This window comes from Phocaeicola faecicola (genome assembly GCF_013618865.1).
GTDB classification, from domain to species: Bacteria; Bacteroidota; Bacteroidia; order Bacteroidales; family Bacteroidaceae; genus Phocaeicola; species Phocaeicola faecicola.
Genome location: NZ_JABSOE010000001.1, coordinates 17,799 through 36,719 on the forward strand (window position 1 = coordinate 17,799; position 18,921 = coordinate 36,719).

Sequence of the window (18,921 nt, forward strand, 5' to 3'; positions counted from 1 at the left end):
TTCTTGGCCTGCGCGGTGTAAATACACCGGAGAACAATTTCTAAGAACTGTATCCCAATGACACAAGATTAAAGATTTGAAAATTACAAAGTGATTAACTTTATAAGTAGATTATTATGACTAATCAAAATCAAATGAAATATGCCAAACTGATACCTGTGATGCTGGCGTTCTTTGCCATGGGTTTCGTAGATTTGGTGGGTATTGCCTCTAATTATGTAAAGGCTGACTTGAACCTGACCGATTCGCAGGCGAATATTTTTCCGTCGCTTGTGTTTTTCTGGTTCCTGATTTTCTCGGTGCCGACCGGTATCCTGATGAACCGTATCGGACGGAAAAAAACAGTATTGCTGAGTTTGCTGGTGACTTTTGTTTCTCTGCTGCTTCCTGTCTTCGGAGACAGCTACGGTATCATGCTTTGCTCTTTCTCTTTGTTGGGAATCGGTAATGCCTTGATGCAGACTTCACTGAACCCGCTGTTGAGCAACATCATCACGGGTGATAAACTGGCCAGCTCTTTGACTTTCGGACAGTTTGTAAAGGCTATTGCTTCGTTCCTGGCACCTTATATCGCCATGTGGGGAGCTACTCAGGCGATGCCGACTTTCGGTCTGGGATGGCGGGTGCTTTTCCCGGTATATATGGTGATTGCAGTGATTGCCATTATCTGGCTGGGAGCTACTCCGATTGAGGAGGAAAAACCGGACAAGGCTTCCGGATTTGGAGCTTGCTTCGGCCTGTTGGGAAAACCGTTTATTTTGCTGTGCTTCCTGGGAATCATGTGTCACGTAGGTATCGACGTGGGTACGAATACCACTGCACCTAAGATTCTGATGGAACGTCTGGAAATGACTTTGGAGGAGGCCGGATTTGCTACCAGTCTGTATTTTATATTCCGTACGCTGGGATGTTTCTCCGGAGCGATTATCCTTCAGAAGTTCTCTTCACGTTCGTTCTTCCTTCTCAGTGTATGCTGCATGCTGCTGGCAATGATCGGTTTGTTTGTCTCAGACCAGCTGGCGGTAATTTATACGGCGATTGCACTGGTTGGATTCGGTAACTCCAACGTGTTCTCCATCATATTCTCTCAGGCACTGTTGTCGGAACCGGAAAAGAAGAATGAAATTTCGGGTCTGATGATCATGGGTCTTTTCGGAGGTACTGTCTTTCCGCTGCTGATGGGAGTGGCAAGTGATGCGGTAGGACAGAGCGGAGCGATTGCTGTGATGGCCGTAGGAGTGGTTTATCTGCTGGGCTATACACTGAAAATTAAGAAATGACGGTTGTGTAAATCTAAATCATATAATATCATGAATCAGAATACATTGGTTGTAGGAATCGGTGAAGCGCTTTGGGATGTGCTGCCGGAAGGAAAGAAAATTGGTGGTGCGCCTGCCAACTTTGCTTATCATGTGTCTCAGTTCGGACTGGAAAGCCGTGTGGTCAGTGCGGTGGGAGAAGATAAACTGGGAATGGAAATCCTGGAGAATTTCCGTGAGAAAAAATTGAACTGTATGATTGAAACGGTACCTTATCCGACCGGTACGGTACAGGTGTCTCTGGATGCGGAAGGTGTTCCTTGCTATGACATCAAGGAAGGGGTGGCATGGGACAATATTCCTTATACTCCGGCTCTGGAAGGTCTGGCCAAGCAGACAAAAGCTATCTGCTTCGGTTCGCTGGCTCAGAGAAGTGTGGTATCGCGTGAGACCATCAACCGCTTTTTGGATGCCATGCCCGACGAGGGTACACTGAAGATTTTTGATATCAACCTTCGTCAGGGATTCTATACAAAGGAAATTCTGTGTAATTCTTTCCGTAAATGCAATATTCTGAAGATCAATGATGAGGAACTGGTGACGGTGAGCCGTATGTTCGGATATCCGGGCATCGACCTTCAGGACAAGTGCTGGATTCTCCTGGCCAAATATAATCTGAAAATGCTGATTCTGACCTGCGGAGTGAACGGAAGCTATGTGTTTACTCCGGGTGAGGTGTCTTTCGTGGAAACTCCTAAAGTAGAGGTGGCAGATACAGTAGGAGCCGGAGATTCGTTTACGGCTGCATTTGTATCTTCTATCCTGATGGGCAAGACCGTACGTGAGGCACATTTGCGGGCTGTGAAGACTTCTGCCTTTGTATGTACGCAGAACGGTGCAATGCCTGTATTGCCTGACTATGTAAAAGAATAAGAACATCTGTTTTTTGTGATGGGCTGGTAGCTTTCGTTAAAGTAAGGGGATGCTTTGTGAGGGCTGCCGGCTTTCTTTTTGTTTTTTATATTACTTAATAATTTCTGAGAGTATTTGTAATATAAACCTAAAACCTTAAATTTGTATTTGTTGAAATGAAAAAGACATGACTCGTATTCGGAATTTTTATATATTGTTGGGATGGTTGTGCTTGCTGGTTTGCGGGTGTACACCGCATGAGCCACGTTTCGTGGTGGGTGTCTCACAGTGCAGCAATGACAAGTGGCGTGAGCAGATGAACAAGGAAATTAAACGTGAGGCCTTGTTCTATCCTGAGGTGCAGGTGGAGATCCGGAGTGCCAATGACAATAATCAGACGCAGATAGAGGATATTCGGTCTTTTATCGCCCAGGGGGTGGATTTGCTGATTGTATCACCGAACGAATCGGAGGCAATCACGCCTGTGGTGGAAGAGGCTTTTGACAAAGGGATTCCGGTGGTGTTGTGCGACCGGAAGATTCAGTCGGAAAAATATTCGGCATATATCGGAGCTGACAATTACGAGATCGGATATAAGGCCGGTGAATATATCGTGGGCCGGTTGCAAGGCAAGGGCAAACTGGTGGAGATTATGGGCTTGAAGGGGTCGAGCCCGGCAGTGGAGCGTCATAAGGGGCTGGTGGAGGCCTTGAAGCAGGCGCCGGAGATTACGCTGGTGGCATCGGCTGATGCGGCCTGGTTACAGCAGCCGGCTTTTGAGGCTGTGGATTCGATCTTGTCGCGCTTTCCCGAAATCGACATGATTTTTACACAGAATGATTTTATGGCTAAAGGGGCCTATCTGGCTGCTGAAAATCGCGGACGTCAGCAGGACATCCTGTTTGTGGGGATCGATGCGCTTGCCGGAGAGGGCTATGGTATCGATATGGTGGCCAACAGACAGCTGGATGCGACGTTTATCTATCCGACCGGTGGCGACCGGATCATGCAGCTGGCGATGACTATCCTGAAGGGAGAAAAATACAATCGCGAAAACAAACTTTCGTCGGCTCTTGTCGACAAATCGAATGTGAGGGTGATGCAGATGCAGACCACACATATCTCTCAGCTGGACCAGAAAATCGAATTGCTGAACTTCCAGATGGATAAGTTTCTGATGCGCTACTCGTCACAGCGTATGTTGCTGTACGCCTGTATCGTCATTTTGCTGCTGGTAGGGGGAATCCTCTTCCTGGTGGTCCGGGCTTTTTGGGTGAAGAAGCATCTTAATGAGGAACTGTCTGCACAGAAAAAGCAGCTGGAAGAGCAGCGCGACCAGTTGCTCGACTTGTCCAATCAGCTGGAGGCGGCTACGCATGCAAAACTGGCTTTTTTTACGAATGTGTCTCACGACTTCCGCACGCCGCTTACGCTGATTGCGGATCCGGTCAACCAGTTGCTCGAGAGTCATTCGCTGGGAGAGCATGAGCGCTATTTGCTGAACATGGCCAAGAAGAATGTGACGGTACTGCTGAGGCTCATCAATCAGATTATGGATTTCCGGAAGTTTGAGTCCGGTAAGCTGCAGCTGTTCCTGTCGGAATTTGACCTGGCCAAGGAACTTAAGGAATGGACGGAGGCTTTCAGGACGCTGGCCTATAAAAAGAATATCAGTTTTGCGGTATCGGTGGAAGAAGGTAAGGACTATACGATGGTGGCCGATGCGGAGAAAATAGAGCGTATGGTTTATAACCTGTTGTCGAACGCCTTTAAGTTTACTCCCGAGAACGGAAAGATTGAGATAAAGGCTACGTGCATGGAACGCAACGGCGAACAATGGCTTCAGTTGTGCTGCGCCGATACGGGCGTGGGAATGTCGGTAGAGCATGTGAACCATATCTTTGAAAGTTTTTATCAGATTGACGTGCATTATGCCGGTTCCGGTATCGGTCTGGCCTTGGTGAAAGCATTCGTGGAGATGCATCACGGACAGATTCGTGTGGAGAGTGCGGAAGGTAAGGGAACTTCCTTTATCCTGGAACTGCCGATGAAGCAGGCGGGCAACTGTGCGGAAGGAAATGACCGGAATGCGATTATGGAGAATCTGAAGGAGGGAGCGGTATTGTCGGCCGATCAGGAGACGGTACAGACTTCTTCGGCACCGGATATCCGGCCGGACCTGAAGGAAGTGGTGCTGGTTATCGATGACAATCAGGACATACGCGATTATGTGAGGATGCTGCTTCAGGAGAAGTATGTGGTAGTGGAAGCGGCGAATGGACTGGAAGGGGTGCAGAAGGCCTTGAAATACGTTCCGGATGCGATTATCTGTGATGTGATGATGCCGGTGATGGATGGAATGGAATGTTGCCGGAGACTGAAGGCGGAGATGCAGACATCGCATATTCCAATCATGATGCTGACGGCCTATACGATGAACGAGCAGAAGGTGAAAGGGTATGAGTGCGGGGCGGATTCGTATATCTTGAAACCGTTCAGTGCGGAATTGCTGCTGGTACGCCTTCGTAACCTGATTGATAACCGGAAGAGGCTGCAGACTTTCTTTACCGATGCGGCTTTGCTGAAGAAAGAAACGATTACCGGAGTGGATAAGGGATTCGTGGAGAAACTGCAGCAGCTGATGGAGGACCATCTGTCGGATCCGGAACTGAGTGTGGAAAGCCTGGGTGAAAAGATCGGAATGAGCCGGGTACAGTTGTATCGAAAGACCAAGGCGCTTACCGGACACTCTCCAAATGAACTGTTGCGGATGCTGCGTCTGAAAAAGGCGGCTTCGTTGCTGGCTTCTACCGAGAAGACCATTGCTGAAGTGACCTACGAGGTGGGATTCAGTTCGCCTTCTTATTTCACCAAATGCTATAAGGAATACTTTGGAGAGAATCCGACCGACTTCCTGAAACGCAAGGAAGGGGGAGGCGAGCAGAGCAAAAAAAATGTGAACAGAGGAGAGAGAGGTTGCTGATAAGAAATATTTGTGTACCTTTGGCCGGTGATAGCTTAATGAAAAAGAAGATATGAAAAAAATAGCGGGCTTATTGATTGTATTGTGTAGTGTACTGACGTTGCAGGCTCAGGATATCAAGTCGGTTTTCATTGCATTGCCGGATTCGCTTTCTCCTTTATTGACCAAGGTGAACCGTGAGGATTTTGGGGATTTCCTGGCTAGCGGCATGAAGGCTGAGGTGAAAAACCGTTTCGGCAGAAGTGCGGAGATGGTTAAAATGACAACCGACTATCTGTTGTTGGAGCCAACCGAATCGAGCCGGGTGGAAATGAAATTATTGCCCTTGTCCGACTCGGTGAAGGTGATGTGTGTGGTACATACTTATCTGGGGCCGTTGGAAGACAGTAAGGTGGATTTCTATACGACCGACTGGAAGCGGCTGGATGCGGCGGATTTTCTGACCTTGCCTGCTGAAGACGACTTTTATGCGGTACCTGCCACTGAATCGTTGGCGGATTCGCTGGCCGGATTGAAAAAATACGCGGATATGTATTTGCTGAAGGCCAGTCTGTCTGAGAAAGATGCTGTAATCCGTTTCGATTATATGACGCCCTCGTATATGGAAAAGGAAAAGGCCGGGCAGCTGAAGCAGTTTTTGAAGGAGCAGCCTCTGTGCTACGAATGGAAAAACGGAAAATTTGTGAAAAAGGATAGCCTGTAAGAAATACAGGAAGTCCGTACGGGCGGACCTGACAGGCCGGAACAGTGATAGGCATGAAAAGGAGAATGATTACATTCTTTTCATGTCTATTATGTTGTATAACATATATATCGAAATAATGCTTTGACGGGCATGTAAAATACTTGAAAAATCGTTAATCTACAGTGGAATATTACTGAAAAAAAACTATATTTGGAACGTTTTTTGCAAAGTCCTTGTACTTTAGGGGAGGATATTCGAATGTAGAAGTGTTTAAACCAGTAGTGGCTATCGGGTAAAAAGGAACTTTAAAAGAAGAGGGTTCCAGGTCATAGCCGGCTGAAAAATATTATATATAATGATTTTGAAATGTATTAAAACCGTTGCAGTAGCAGCATTGGCTTTTGTCAGTGTAAATGTGTCAGGACAAGATCTGTTGGCACGGCAAGCTCCCATCGATCGTAAGCTGAAAGCAGTAGATTCATTGGCCCTGATACGTCAGATTAAGGCAGAACAGGCCGTTTATCCGGCTTATAGTTTGTATCCGAACTGGAGTAATGAAAGAGTTCATGCGTATGGTAAATCTGTAGAGATTCCAGACAGCTTCAGAATTGATCTTACTAATTTCTGCATGCCTACAAGCCATACCAAAATTACTTCAAAATGTGGTCCCCGCTGGCGCCGTATGCACAACGGACTCGATATCAAGGTATATATCGGTGATACCATACGTGCGGCTTTCGACGGTAGGGTACGAATGGTGAAATACGAACGGAGAGGTTACGGAAAATACGTGGTGATTCGTCACGATAACGGACTGGAAACCATTTACGGTCACTTGTCCAAGCAGATTGTCAAAGAGGACGAATATGTAAAGGCCGGTGATCCGATCGGTCTGGGAGGTAATACCGGACGTTCTACGGGATCGCACTTGCATTTTGAAACCCGTTTCCTGGGTGAAGTTATCAATCCGGAATTCATGTTTAATTTCCCACAGCAGGATATCGTAGCCGACAGCTACCTGTTTATCCGCGGAGCCAATATGTATTCTTATCAGCGTACAAAAGCCATGGCTGCGGTAAAGAGTGGAAAATCAGGAGCTGCAGAGGCTGCCAGACATGCAATCCGTTTCCATAAGGTGCGTTCGGGTGATACTTTAGGAAAGATATCCCGTCTGTATCATGTGTCAATTGACCGCCTGTGTCAGTTGAACGGTATCAAGCGCACTACCACATTGCGTATCGGTCAGGTGCTGAAATGCTCTTGACAGGCACTTTGAGGCGTATTTTTGAAAGCTATATCATAAAGGGGTTAAAGCGTCATCCATGTCATTGATGAGTCTTTAATCCCTTTTTGGGCTTTGTGCAAGAATGAAACATAGGACTTTTATTGGATGGTTCTTTTAAAAATAGTACCTTTGTCAGGTCATAATGGTGTTAATATATGGAAGAAACGAGACAACAGTTTGAGCATGTGATAGCTATTTGTCGCGACTTGTTCGCGAAGAAATTACACGATTACGGGGCTGCATGGCGCATTATGCGTCCTTCTTCTGTAACCGATCAGATTTTTATTAAGGCCAACCGCATCCGGAGTATCGAGACGAAGGGGGTGGCTTTGATTGCCGAAGGAATCAGGTCGGAGTTTATCGCTATTGTGAATTATGGTATCATCGGACTGATACAGCTGGAAAAGGGCTATGCGGAGACCGATGACCTGAGTGAAGCCCAGGCTCTGGAACTGTATGACAAATATGCACATCAGGCACTGGAACTGATGGTGGCCAAAAATCATGATTACGATGAGGCCTGGAGAAGCATGCGCATCACTTCTTATACGGACCTGATTCTGATGAAGATTTATCGCACCAAGCAGATTGAGTCGCTGAAAGGCGCTACTCTGGTCTCGGAGGGTATTGATGCGAACTATATGGATATGATTAATTATTCGGTTTTCGGATTAATTAAACTGGAATTTGGTGAATAGAAACACACATATTGCGGTTGTTGTATGGGTGAATATCTGCCGTTTTTTGCTGGCGGCTGTATTTATCTTCTCCGGATTTGTCAAAGCCAACGATCCCCTGGGCACGGTCTATAAGATTCAGGATTATCTGGAGGCATGGGGGATAATGGACTTCATGCCTGCGGTGGTTCCTTATCTGGGTGCCATGGGTATGGGAGTTTTCGAGTTTGCTTTGGGATTTTATCTTTTTTTCGGCATTCATCGCAGGGTGGCTCCTACCTTGGTGTTGCTGGTGATGTCGCTGATGACTCCGCTGACGCTGTGGCTGGCCATTGCCAATCCGATATCGGACTGTGGCTGTTTCGGAGATGCCGTAGTCTTGTCGAACTGGGAAACTTTTGCCAAGAATGTGGTGTTGCTGATTGCTGCGATATCGCTGTATAAATGGAGAAAGACGTTGATTGTCAAACTGGTATCGACAAAGGTCGATTGGCTGGTTGCGCTGTATGGAGTGGTCTTCATCATTTTCTATACCATTTTTTGTATACGACATCTTCCGGTCTTCGATTTCAGACCTTATCACATAGGGGCGGACATCCGTAAGGGAATGGAAATTCCCGAAGGAGAAAAAATGACGACTTATGAAACGACTTTCATATATGCGAAGGAAGGTGTGGAGAAGGAGTTTACGGTAGATGCGCTGCCTACGGATACGACTTGGGTCTTTGTGGACTCTCATACCCGGATCAAGGAAAAGGGATACGAACCGCCGATTCATGATTTTGCCATTCAGTCGCAGGAGGATGGAGAGGATCTGACCGATGTGGTTTTGAACGACAGCAGTTATACCTTCTTGCTGGTGGCTCCTTATCTGGCTCAGGCCGATGACAGCGGAATGGATCTGATCAATGAGGTGTATGACTATTGCATTGACAGCGGTTACCGTTTTCTGTGTCTTACGGCTTCTTCCGACAAGGAAATTGCAGCCTGGCAGGATGCTACGGGAGCGGAATATCCTTTCGCGCTGATGGACGACATTACGCTGAAGACAATGATCCGTTCGAATCCGGGACTGATGCTGCTGAAAAAGGGAGTGGTCCTGAACAAATGGAGTTCGGATAATCTGCCGGATGAGTATTTGCTGAATGCTCCTTTGGAAAAATTGCCTCTGGGACAGTTGAATATGAAATCGGTATTGCACAAGTTGCTCGAGGTCATCGGATGGTTCATCGGACCGCTGCTGGCGCTCACGGTAATCGACTTGCTGTGGCTGAGATGGCATAAGGCAAAGGAAAAGTCCCGGAAAGAGAAAGAACAAAAGAAAGAACAAGAGAAAGATGAAACACTATAAATACTAATCCTTTAAAATTTAAACAAAATGAGAAAAAACATTGTAGCAGGTAACTGGAAAATGAACAAAAACCTGCAGGAAGGTATTGCTTTGGCAAAAGAATTGAATGAAGCTCTGGTTGCAGATAAACCTAATTGCGATGTAATTATCTGTACTCCGTTTATTCACCTGGCTTCTGTAACTCCGCTGGTTGACAGCTCTATCATCGGTGTAGGTGCTGAAAACTGCGCTGATAAAGTTTCTGGAGCTTATACAGGTGAAGTTTCTGCTGAAATGGTTGCATCTACAGGTGCTCAGTACGTAATCCTGGGTCACTCAGAACGTCGTGCTTACTACCACGAAACAGTAGAAATCCTGGAAGAAAAAGTTAAATTGGCTTTGGCTAACAACCTGAAACCGATTTTCTGTATCGGTGAAGTGTTGGAAGAACGCGAAGCTAACAAGCAGAATGAAGTAGTTGAAGCTCAGTTGGCTTCTGTATTCTCTTTGTCTGCTGAAGACTTCGGTAAGGTAATCCTGGCTTACGAACCGGTTTGGGCTATCGGTACAGGTAAGACTGCTACTCCGGAACAGGCTCAGGAAATCCACGCTCACATCCGTTCTTTGGTTGCTGCAAAATACGGACAGGAAGTTGCTGAAAACACTTCTATCCTGTACGGTGGTAGCTGCAAGCCTTCAAATGCAAAAGAATTGTTCGCTAACCCGGATGTAGACGGTGGACTGATTGGTGGTGCTGCTTTGAAAGTTGCTGACTTCAAAGGCATTATCGATGCTTTTAAATAATTAATTATCAGAATAAGGCGTATGGCCGGGCCTCCCGGCCCTGCGCTTTTCATTTAATAAAGTAGACGGATGAGATTATTTGTCTTTTGTCTTTTTTGCCTGTTGGCTGTGGGTGTGAAAGCGCAGCGTACGATCGTGGAAAGTTTGCAGGAAAATCGTGCGGGCGAAGGGGTGGTTACCATCCATCAGGATGCTTACATCACTTCCTTACTGGGCGTGAAATATGTAAAGAAAACATCTTCCAACTCGGAGAAAGTATTAAAAACCAGAGGGTTTAGAGTGCAGGTATATGCCGGAAACAATTCGCGTGCAGCCCGTGAGGCAGCAATGTATGTGGCCGAAAAGGTGAAGAAGGAATTTCCTGACATGCCTGTCTATACTTATTTTCAACCTCCTCGCTGGTTGTGCCGGGTAGGGGATTTTAAAAGTATTGAAGAAGCACATGTGGCGATGCGTAAATTGAAATCGACCGGTGAATTCAAGGAGACTGCCATTGTGCGTGAACAAATAAATATACCAATAGAATAATGATTGATACAAACTTACTTAAGTTTCCAGAGAATAAGATTCAGGAGTTGATGTCTCATTATAGAGAGATCCTTTCTATACTGGGAGAGGACCCGGAACGGGAAGGATTGCTGAAAACTCCAGAACGTGTGGCTAAGGCGATGTTGACATTGACCAGAGGGTATGATGTCGATCCTAAGGAGGTATTGCTGGCTGCCAAATTTAAGGAGGATTATAACCATATGGTGATTGTAAAGGATATTGACTTCTTTTCTATGTGTGAGCATCATATGCTTCCTTTCTATGGAAAGGCTCATGTGGCTTATATCCCTGACGGCTATATTACCGGATTAAGTAAGATTGCAAGGGTCGTTGATATTTTTTCTCACCGTTTGCAGGTGCAGGAGCGTATGACGCTGCAGATTAAAGAATGCATCCAGGAGGCTCTTAATCCGCTGGGTGTAATGGTTGTGGTAGAGGCCAAGCATATGTGCATGCAGATGCGTGGAGTGGAAAAGCAGAATTCGGTTACTACCACTTCTGATTTTACCGGTGCTTTCAATCAGGCTAAAACCCGTGAAGAGTTTATGAATCTGATTAACCGATAAGTGCTTGATGTACCGGTCATGAATTTCCTGTTTTGAATTGTTGAAATGTATATTAATGTAGGTTTTTCAAAGAAAATGATATATATTTCAACAATTTTCATATCTTTACGCACGGGGATGAATTATTTTTGCCTGGTCGCCACCGGAAGCTCTCCGGAGGTACCTTGGGTTAATTAAAATCGTAATTTATCACAGAAAAACATATGAGTACAATATTATTATTTATGGGCATTGGAACGCAGGAACTGATTTTTATAGCACTGATTGTCCTGCTGTTGTTTGGTGGAAAGAAAATTCCTGAACTGATGAAAGGATTAGGTAAAGGTGTGAAGAGTTTCAAAGATGGTATGAACGGGGTGGAAGAATCCTTGAAAGACAATACCCCGACAGAAGATACAAAGAAATAAAAGTCTATCGTGGAGAGCCAGCATGAGTCGGATTTGAGTTTTTGGGACCATTTGGACGAACTGCGTAGCACGCTGTTCCGCATCGTGGTTGTCATCGTTGCGTTTATGCTCTTGTCATTTTTCTTTAAAGATGAGTTGTTCAGCATTATCTTGGCTCCCAAAAACAGCGATTTTTACATTTACCGCCTTTTTGATAAAGTGGGGGAGATGTTGCATATCTCGGGATTGGATACCGGCAGTTTTCAGGTGAAGCTGATTAATACGAAACTGTCGGGCCAGTTTGTGATGCACATGACTGTATCACTGTATGCAGGAGTGATACTGGCATCGCCGTATATCATTTACCAGTTGTTCCGCTTTGTTTCTCCTGCCTTGTACAAGAACGAGCGGCGTTATTCGGTCCGGGTCATTACGTGGGGATACCTGTTGTTCATGCTGGGTGTGCTATTCAGCTATTTTCTGATTTTTCCGTTTACATTTCGTTTCCTGGCCTTGTATCAGGTCAGTCCGGAAGTGGAGAATACCATCATGCTGAATTCCTATATTGAAACATTGACGATGCTGAGCCTGATGATGGGAATTACCTTTGAGATACCGATTCTGGCGTGGCTTTTTGCCAAACTGGGATTTCTTTCCCGCTCGTTTATGGAACAATATCGGAAACATGCTTTTATTATCGTATTGATTATTGCTGCCATCATCACTCCTACCTCCGATGTGGTGACTTTGCTGCTGGTCAGTTTGCCGATGGCACTGCTGTATGAAATCAGCATATGGATTGTGGGAAGAACGGCTCCGAGGGGGCAGGACGTAAGTGAATGATGGAGGGAATTATATAACTTGAGATTGCCATGAAACATTATATAGCCATTCTGCTTTTGTTTGTGTTGAGTTGGGCAGGAAGTGCACGTCTTTCCTGTACGTATGCAAATGAAGCCATTCGTTTTTCTCATATATCCATTGATGAAGGTTTGTCGCAAAGCACCGTATTTTCCATTACGCAGGACCGTAAGGGCTGTATGTGGTTTGCAACCTATGACGGCGTCAACAGATATGATGGCTATAGTTTTACGGTATACCAGCATCGGGCAGGTGACACTACCAGCATTGCCAGTGACATCACTCGTATCCTGAAGACAGACAGTAAGGGCCGTATCTGGGTGGGAACCCGTAAAGGGCTGTCTTTCTATAACGAGGCAAAAGATATTTTCGAAAACTATTATTTCAAGAACAAGCAGAATGCGTTTGTCACAGATATTGTCGAGCTTTCCGATGAGAAGTTGTGGGTCTGTGTAGACGGGAAACTGAGGGTCTTTGATATACCGACAAAAACTTTTTCTACGGAAGGACTGAATAAAGATCTCCGGCGGTTGGATGTGTCTTCAATCTACCGTGTGGATAACAATGTTTACATTGGCGATGTACTGGGAAAGTTGTATGTCTATACCATTGACAAGGCAGAGCTTAGAGAGGTGGATGCTTATAAAGGCTCAAAGGGGATTCAGGCGATATTGCAGGATTTCTCCAATAATTTATGGATTGGTACTGAGGGGGATGGACTTTATTTGCTGAATCCGCAGACCGGTTCGATGGAGCATTATCTTCATTCTTCAAAACAGGGAAGCATCAGCTCCAACTATATCCGTTCGCTTGCCCTGGATTCCAATGGAAAATTATGGGTGGGTACCTTCAATGATTTGAACATTTACAACGAAAGCAGTGATACTTTTACGACTTATACCAGCAATATTGTCGATCCGGAGAGCCTGAGCCACCGTTCGGTGCGGTGCATATTCAAGGATGCTCAGGGAGGAATGTGGCTGGGAACCTTCTTTGGAGGATTGAATTATTATCATCCGTTGAAGAACCGTTTTAAGAACATACAGCGGATTCCCTATCAGAATTCATTGAATGACAATGTGGTAAGTTGTATTGTGGAAGACAGCAACCACGACCTGTGGATTGGTACAAACGATGGAGGGGTGAACTTCTATGACCTGAAATCGGGAAAATTCAAGTCATTTTTATTCAATGAGCATCAGGAGTTTGCCAATGGTCTGGAGTCAAACAACGTAAAGGCTATTTATATTGATGAAAAGCAGAATCGGGTATATGTGGGAACGCATGCCGGGGGACTGAAGGTCATTCACCGGAATACGGGACAGATTGAGCATTGTACTTCCGATGACCCGTTGCATGCCTCACGGAACATTTATGCCATTTTGCCTCAGAACGAACGGTATCTGTGGGTGGGTACCTTAAACGGACTGTATCTTTTTGACAAGAATAATGAGACATTCAGTGCGGTTTCCAGAGATATACACGGTAATCTGATTGCAGGCCAGTCTATTAATGTGTTATATAGGGATGGTTCCGACCGGCTTTGGATTGGAGGAGAAAACAGCCTTCAGTTGTTCCAGATTACGGCAGAAGGACTGGAGAAGCTGTCGTTGCCTCTGCGGGAATGTGGCCGTCTTAATACGATACAGTGTATTTATGAGTCGTCCGGACATGATATCTGGTTTGCAACGCGCATGGGACTGTATTGTTTCAATGAAGGGAAAAAGTCGCTTACGCATTATACGGTAAAAGACGGATTGCCGAATAACGTGGTGTATGGCATTGAGGAAGATTCGTACGGCTTTATCTGGGTCAGTACGAACCATGGACTGAGCTGTTTTAATCCGAATATTCATAAATTCAGGAATTTTACGGTAAATGATGGACTCACCAGCAATCAGTTTAATACGTATTCTCACTGCCGGGGCAGTGACGGAACCATGTATTTTGGCGGTATCGGAGGTATAACCACTTTCCGTCCGGAACTGTTGGTGGATAATCCTTATTCTCCTCAGGTCTTTATTACCCGACTGTCTCTGTATAATAAGGAGGTACGTCCGGATGACGAGACCGGTATCTTGTCTGAGAATATATCGATGACCAAACACATTACACTGGCTGCTTCACAGAAGGCTTTTACACTTGATTTCGTGGTATCCAATTATATTTCGGGAGAACACAATACCTTTGCTTATCAGTTGGAAGGATACGATAAGCAATGGTATTACCTGACTAACTCCCGGAGTGTTTCTTATTCCAACTTGCCTCATGGCAAGTACCGTTTCTGCGTGAAGGCAGCCAATAGTGACGGAAAATGGAATACCGAGCCGACTGTACTGGAGATTACTGTATTGCCGTTCTGGTACCAGACCTGGTGGGCGCGTATCTTGTTTGTGCTGCTGGTCATCGGACTGCTGGCCTTTACCTTCCGCTATTTTTGGGTACGGAAAACCATGGAGGCACGTTTGAAGATGGAGCATCAGGAAAAGCTGCATCAGGAGGAGATCAGTCAGATGAAGATGCGTTTCTTCATTAATATGTCTCACGAACTGAGAACGCCGCTGACATTGATTCTGGCTCCGGTGCAGGAGATGCTGGCCCGTTGCTCTGAGCGGTGGATGCGTGACCAGCTGAAGTACGTGGAACGGAATGCCAACCGGTTGCTGCACCTGGTGAATCAGCTGATGGATTACCGCCGTGCAGAACTGGGAGTCTTTAAGCTCAGTGTGGCATCGGAAGATGCATTCCAGGTGGTGAAGGAGAATTTTTCATATTATGAGAAACTGGCACGGCACAAAGGAATAGAGTATACGCTGGTATCCGATCTGGAAGGAAAGAAGGTATTGGTGGATGTGAAATACCTTGAACTGATTGTGAATAACCTCTTGTCCAATGCCTTTAAGTATACCGAATCGGGAAACATTACCGTGAAGTTATCGGAAGAAGAGGGATATTTGCTGCTGCAGATCAGTGATACCGGAATCGGAATACCTCTGGACAGACAGAAGCGTATTTTTGAACGCTTTTATCAGTTGGATGACAGCCACGTGGGAAGCGGCATCGGACTTTCTTTGGTACAGCGTCTGGTGGAACTCCATCACGGAAAAATCCGCTTGGACAGCAGTGAAGGAAAGGGAAGTTGTTTCAGTATCTATTTCCCTCAGGACCGTTCTGCTTACTCGGAAGAAGAATTTTATACTCCTTCAGGCGAAAAAGAGGTTACGCTTCACTCTACCAATTCGAAGGAGATGTATTTCTTCGATACCGAGAAGCCCGATTATGAAAGTGCCGATTCGAACGGAGGAAAGCGGGGTACGCTGCTGCTGGTAGAAGACAACGATGAAATCAGAAGTTATCTTAACAGCGGATTGTCGTCCTTGTTTACTGTGCTTCAGGCTTCCAACGGCCAGGAGGCTGTCGATTTGCTGAAAGACTCGGAGGTCGATATCATCATTACGGATGTGATGATGCCGGTTATGGACGGTATAAAACTGTGCAAATACGTAAAACAGAACATTTGTACCAGCCATATTCCTGTGATTATGCTGTCTGCCAAGACCGACATAGCTGCCCAGATGGAGGGCTTGCAGATAGGGGCGGATGATTATATAGCCAAGCCTTTCCCGCTGTCTCTGCTGATTTCCAAAATACAGAATATGATGCGCACCCGTATGCGTATTCTGGAGAAATATTCCAAGACGATGGAAATCGAGCCGGAGAAGATTGCATTTAATGCCATGGACGAAGAACTGTTGAAACGTGCGATAGAGATTGTAGAAAAGAATATGGACAATACGGAGTTCTCGACCGAGGATTTTGCCAAGGCGATGAACATGAGCCGTTCGAACCTGCACTTGAAACTGAAAGCCATTACCGGAGAGTCGGCCATTGAGTTTATCCGTAAGATACGTTTCAAGGAGGCTTGCCTCCTGCTGAAGGAAGGCCGCTATAACATAGCGGAGATCAGCACAAAGGTAGGATTCAATACTCCTTCGTATTTCGCCACTAGTTTCAAGAAGTATGTAGGATGCTTGCCTACTGAATATGTAAAGCGCCCTAAGAAAGGAGAGGGATAAACGGATTTTGATTGATTTGTAATTACTACGTTGATAAGATTGAATTTGATGAAGGAGGATGCCTGACGCACCCTCCTTTTTGTTGAAATAATTTAATGTACGATTGCCTGTGGGGATGGAAAAGCCGGGAATGGGAATCCGGGGGGTACGGTTGGAGGCAATATCGTACAAATTGGGAGACTTCCGTTTTTGTTCATGGTTTTTAGTGATTTGAGAACATGACACTGGGACAAATTTCCTGTGAACGAGGTGATTTAGGGTAAAAGAAGACAAAATTGAAAGTTATTTCAATAAAAGTGATAGTATAAATACATTTTTGAATAAACCAAAAACAATTAATATGGTTGAACATTTTGTTTTATAATACTTTTGCAATCAAATAAAATCTCCTTTTTATAACTAAAACTAATAGGTATGAAACATTTTTTCTATGCTTTTTGTTTGTTGTCTTTATCTTCTTTAAGTGCTTGCAGTGATGAGGAAGTAACTACTTCACAAGAAGTAGGTGATGGGGTTCAGGTACTTCCGCCTTCTCGTCCCAATGAGGTAATCGATGCCCGTTTGTTCGAATGCATCAATCTGGATTATCCGGGATTGGAAAAGGTAAAAGAATTCTATGAAAACAACGAATATTATTATGCCGCGAATGAACTGTTGAAATATTACCGGAATCGTTCGGACATTTTTAATACGGGTATTAACCTGGTGAATCCTTCTATTACGGCTTCTGAAAAGAGAATTGCCGACCAGGCTTTGGAAAATCGTTTTTACGTACGCAACTTTGAAGAATCCGGCGAAGGGGAAAATGCCGTGTATTACTCCTTTGAAAAGGATGGAAAGATCGACTGGAATTTTATTCCCGAAGGTATAGAAGACCAGGAATTCGTTTCTCAGAAACATCGTCATCAGTGGCTGCCGGCTCAGGGAAAGGCTTATCGTGTGACAGGAGATGAGAAGTATTTCAATTCTTGGAAAACAGTATATACCAGCTGGCTGGAAACTTTCTCTTGTCCGGAAGGAAAGGTCAGCAAAGACCAGGTAGAATGGTATGGACTGCAGCCTACTGAACGTCTGGTGGACCAGATTGATGTCTTCGCTTATTTTATCCAGTCTTCCAACTTCACTCCTGAATGGCTTTCTACTTTTTTGGTTGCCTTCTATGACCATGTAGAATGTGTACGTAATAATTACTTTACTGATGGGGGAAACATTGAGGCTGCCATGTACCAGGCGGTTACTACTGCGGGTATTCTGATGCCTGAATTTACGAAGTCGGCTGAGTGGCTGCAGGAAGGTGCTGCCGCAATGGGTAAGCAGGTAACCGACCAGTTCCTGGAAGACGGAGTGCAGAACGAACTGGATCCTAGTTATCACATCGGTGTGGTTGCCGGTTTTTATGACATGTACCAGCTGGCACTGCAGAACGGCAAGTTGTCGCTCTTCCCTGAAAACTATACCGAACAGCTGAGAAACTCGGCCCGTTTTGTAATGGATATCATTTATCCTAATTATACCATTGATAACTTTAATGATACTCGTTCGGTATCATGGACCAAGAATGTGCTTCTGAAGAACCTGAAGAAATACGTGGATATGTTCCCGGATGATCAGGAACTGCGCTGGGTGGCTTATGAAGGACGTCAGGGAAGCAAACCTTCGTATCGTTTCAAGGCTTACGACAAGGCTGGTTATTATATGTTGAGAAACGGCTGGGATGCTTCTTCCATGATGATGATTCTGAAAAACAACAACAACCCGGAGAATAAATGGCATTGCCAGCCGGATAACGGTACTTTCGGACTCTATCGTAACGGACGCAACTTCTTCCCGGATGCCGGAGTATATTCTTATGGGGGAACTTCTTCATCGAATGCAGACCGTCAGACCTATCTGGCTACCAAGAATCATAATACGATGACTGACTTGAGTAAGACCATTGCCAACGGTTTCATGAACGGAAAGATGTTGAAGCATGAGACACAGAGCGGCAACGTGCAGTTGCTGGTTACCGAAAATCAGTCGTATGCGAATCTGACTCACCGCCGTGCAGTGTTCTTTGTCGAGGATAAGTTCTTTGTCCTGGTGGATGAGGGATACGGCAATGGCAACTCGGACAAGATCAACCTGAATTTCCATCTGTTGTCGGATGCACAGTATGTAACAGCTTATGATGATCTTTCTGCCAGCGGACAGTTCGGTGCGCACACTACTTTCGACAGCAATAACCTGCTGATCCGTACCGTAGCGGAAACCGCTCAGGATTTCAGTGTCTCAACGGTCGATTCCGATACTTCCAATGACCTGGGTAAGGTTACCGGAACACGTAAGGGATATCAGTACACTATCCGCAAGCCGGCGAACGGAGCAGCCCGTTTCATTACGGTGCTTTATCCGTTTGACAAGACCAGCGACCTGAGTGGATTGAACATTGAAGCACGCTTTACTGATAACTCATCGGAAAATGCCGGAACATTCCATCAGGAAGGGGCTGCGGTTTCTGTGAAGATCGGTGAAAAAGAATATCAACTGAAATATACATTATAATTAT

Annotated in this window: 14 protein-coding genes; all 14 read left to right on the plus strand. The window is 45.4% G+C overall.

All coding sequences use genetic code 11. From position 1 onward, the window contains the following. The first annotated feature begins 116 nt into the window (after positions 1-116). The 14 genes from H3001_RS00085 (at position 117) to hepC (ending at position 18,917) form a co-directional block, all read left to right on the plus strand. Positions 117-1,280, plus strand: a complete 1,164-nt coding sequence (locus H3001_RS00085) for an MFS transporter (protein WP_181213708.1) — start codon at positions 117-119, stop codon at positions 1,278-1,280. A gap of 30 nt (positions 1,281-1,310) precedes the next feature. Further along, positions 1,311-2,192 carry a carbohydrate kinase family protein gene (locus H3001_RS00090; protein WP_181213709.1) on the plus strand — a complete coding sequence of 294 codons (882 nt, stop codon included), beginning with the start codon at positions 1,311-1,313 and terminating at the stop codon, positions 2,190-2,192. A gap of 166 nt (positions 2,193-2,358) precedes the next feature. Further along, positions 2,359-5,154, plus strand: coding sequence for a hybrid sensor histidine kinase/response regulator transcription factor (locus H3001_RS00095; protein ID WP_181213710.1), 2,796 nt, complete (start codon positions 2,359-2,361; stop codon positions 5,152-5,154). Positions 5,155-5,206: 52 nt separating this feature from the next. Then, positions 5,207-5,857 (plus strand): DUF3256 family protein, encoded by a 651-nt coding sequence (locus H3001_RS00100; protein ID WP_178244804.1) that lies wholly within the window; start codon positions 5,207-5,209, stop codon positions 5,855-5,857. 337 nt (positions 5,858-6,194) lie between these two features. Next, on the plus strand, positions 6,195-7,103 hold the full coding sequence (locus H3001_RS00105; RefSeq protein WP_181213711.1) for a M23 family metallopeptidase: 909 nt from the start codon (positions 6,195-6,197) through the stop codon (positions 7,101-7,103). Between the two features lie 176 nt (positions 7,104-7,279). Beyond that, positions 7,280-7,822, plus strand: a complete 543-nt coding sequence (locus tag H3001_RS00110; RefSeq protein WP_178244800.1) for a DUF1599 domain-containing protein — start codon at positions 7,280-7,282, stop codon at positions 7,820-7,822. After that, a complete protein-coding gene (locus H3001_RS00115) occupies positions 7,812-9,152 on the plus strand; it encodes a BT_3928 family protein (protein ID WP_181213712.1) in 1,341 nt (446 codons plus the stop codon). Before H3001_RS00110 ends, H3001_RS00115 begins: the two co-directional genes overlap by 11 nt. A 27-nt stretch (positions 9,153-9,179) precedes the next feature. After that, the gene (gene tpiA / locus H3001_RS00120; RefSeq protein ID WP_178244794.1) at positions 9,180-9,935 is read left to right on the plus strand and encodes a triose-phosphate isomerase; all 756 of its coding nucleotides are present in this window, start codon (positions 9,180-9,182) and stop codon (positions 9,933-9,935) included. A 69-nt stretch (positions 9,936-10,004) separates the two neighbouring features. Continuing rightward, positions 10,005-10,463 carry an SPOR domain-containing protein gene (locus H3001_RS00125; RefSeq protein WP_178244792.1) on the plus strand — a complete coding sequence of 153 codons (459 nt, stop codon included), beginning with the start codon at positions 10,005-10,007 and terminating at the stop codon, positions 10,461-10,463. Further along, positions 10,463-11,050, plus strand: a complete 588-nt coding sequence (gene folE, locus H3001_RS00130; RefSeq protein WP_178244790.1) for a GTP cyclohydrolase I FolE — start codon at positions 10,463-10,465, stop codon at positions 11,048-11,050. The genes H3001_RS00125 and folE overlap by 1 nt, the downstream gene beginning before the upstream one ends. 203 nt (positions 11,051-11,253) lie before the next feature. Continuing rightward, complete coding sequence (locus tag H3001_RS00135) at positions 11,254-11,457, plus strand: Sec-independent protein translocase subunit TatA/TatB (protein ID WP_178244788.1); 204 nt, start codon at positions 11,254-11,256, stop codon at positions 11,455-11,457. A 9-nt stretch (positions 11,458-11,466) separates the two neighbouring features. Continuing rightward, positions 11,467-12,279: a twin-arginine translocase subunit TatC gene (gene tatC / locus H3001_RS00140; protein WP_181213713.1), complete on the plus strand. Its 813-nt coding sequence runs from the start codon at positions 11,467-11,469 to the stop codon at positions 12,277-12,279. A 29-nt stretch (positions 12,280-12,308) separates the two neighbouring features. Next, positions 12,309-16,373 (plus strand): two-component regulator propeller domain-containing protein, encoded by a 4,065-nt coding sequence (locus H3001_RS00145; RefSeq protein ID WP_181213714.1) that lies wholly within the window; start codon positions 12,309-12,311, stop codon positions 16,371-16,373. 414 nt (positions 16,374-16,787) lie between these two features. Then, complete coding sequence (gene hepC / locus H3001_RS00150) at positions 16,788-18,917, plus strand: heparin-sulfate lyase HepC (RefSeq protein WP_181213715.1); 2,130 nt, start codon at positions 16,788-16,790, stop codon at positions 18,915-18,917. The last annotated feature ends 4 nt before the right edge of the window (positions 18,918-18,921 follow it).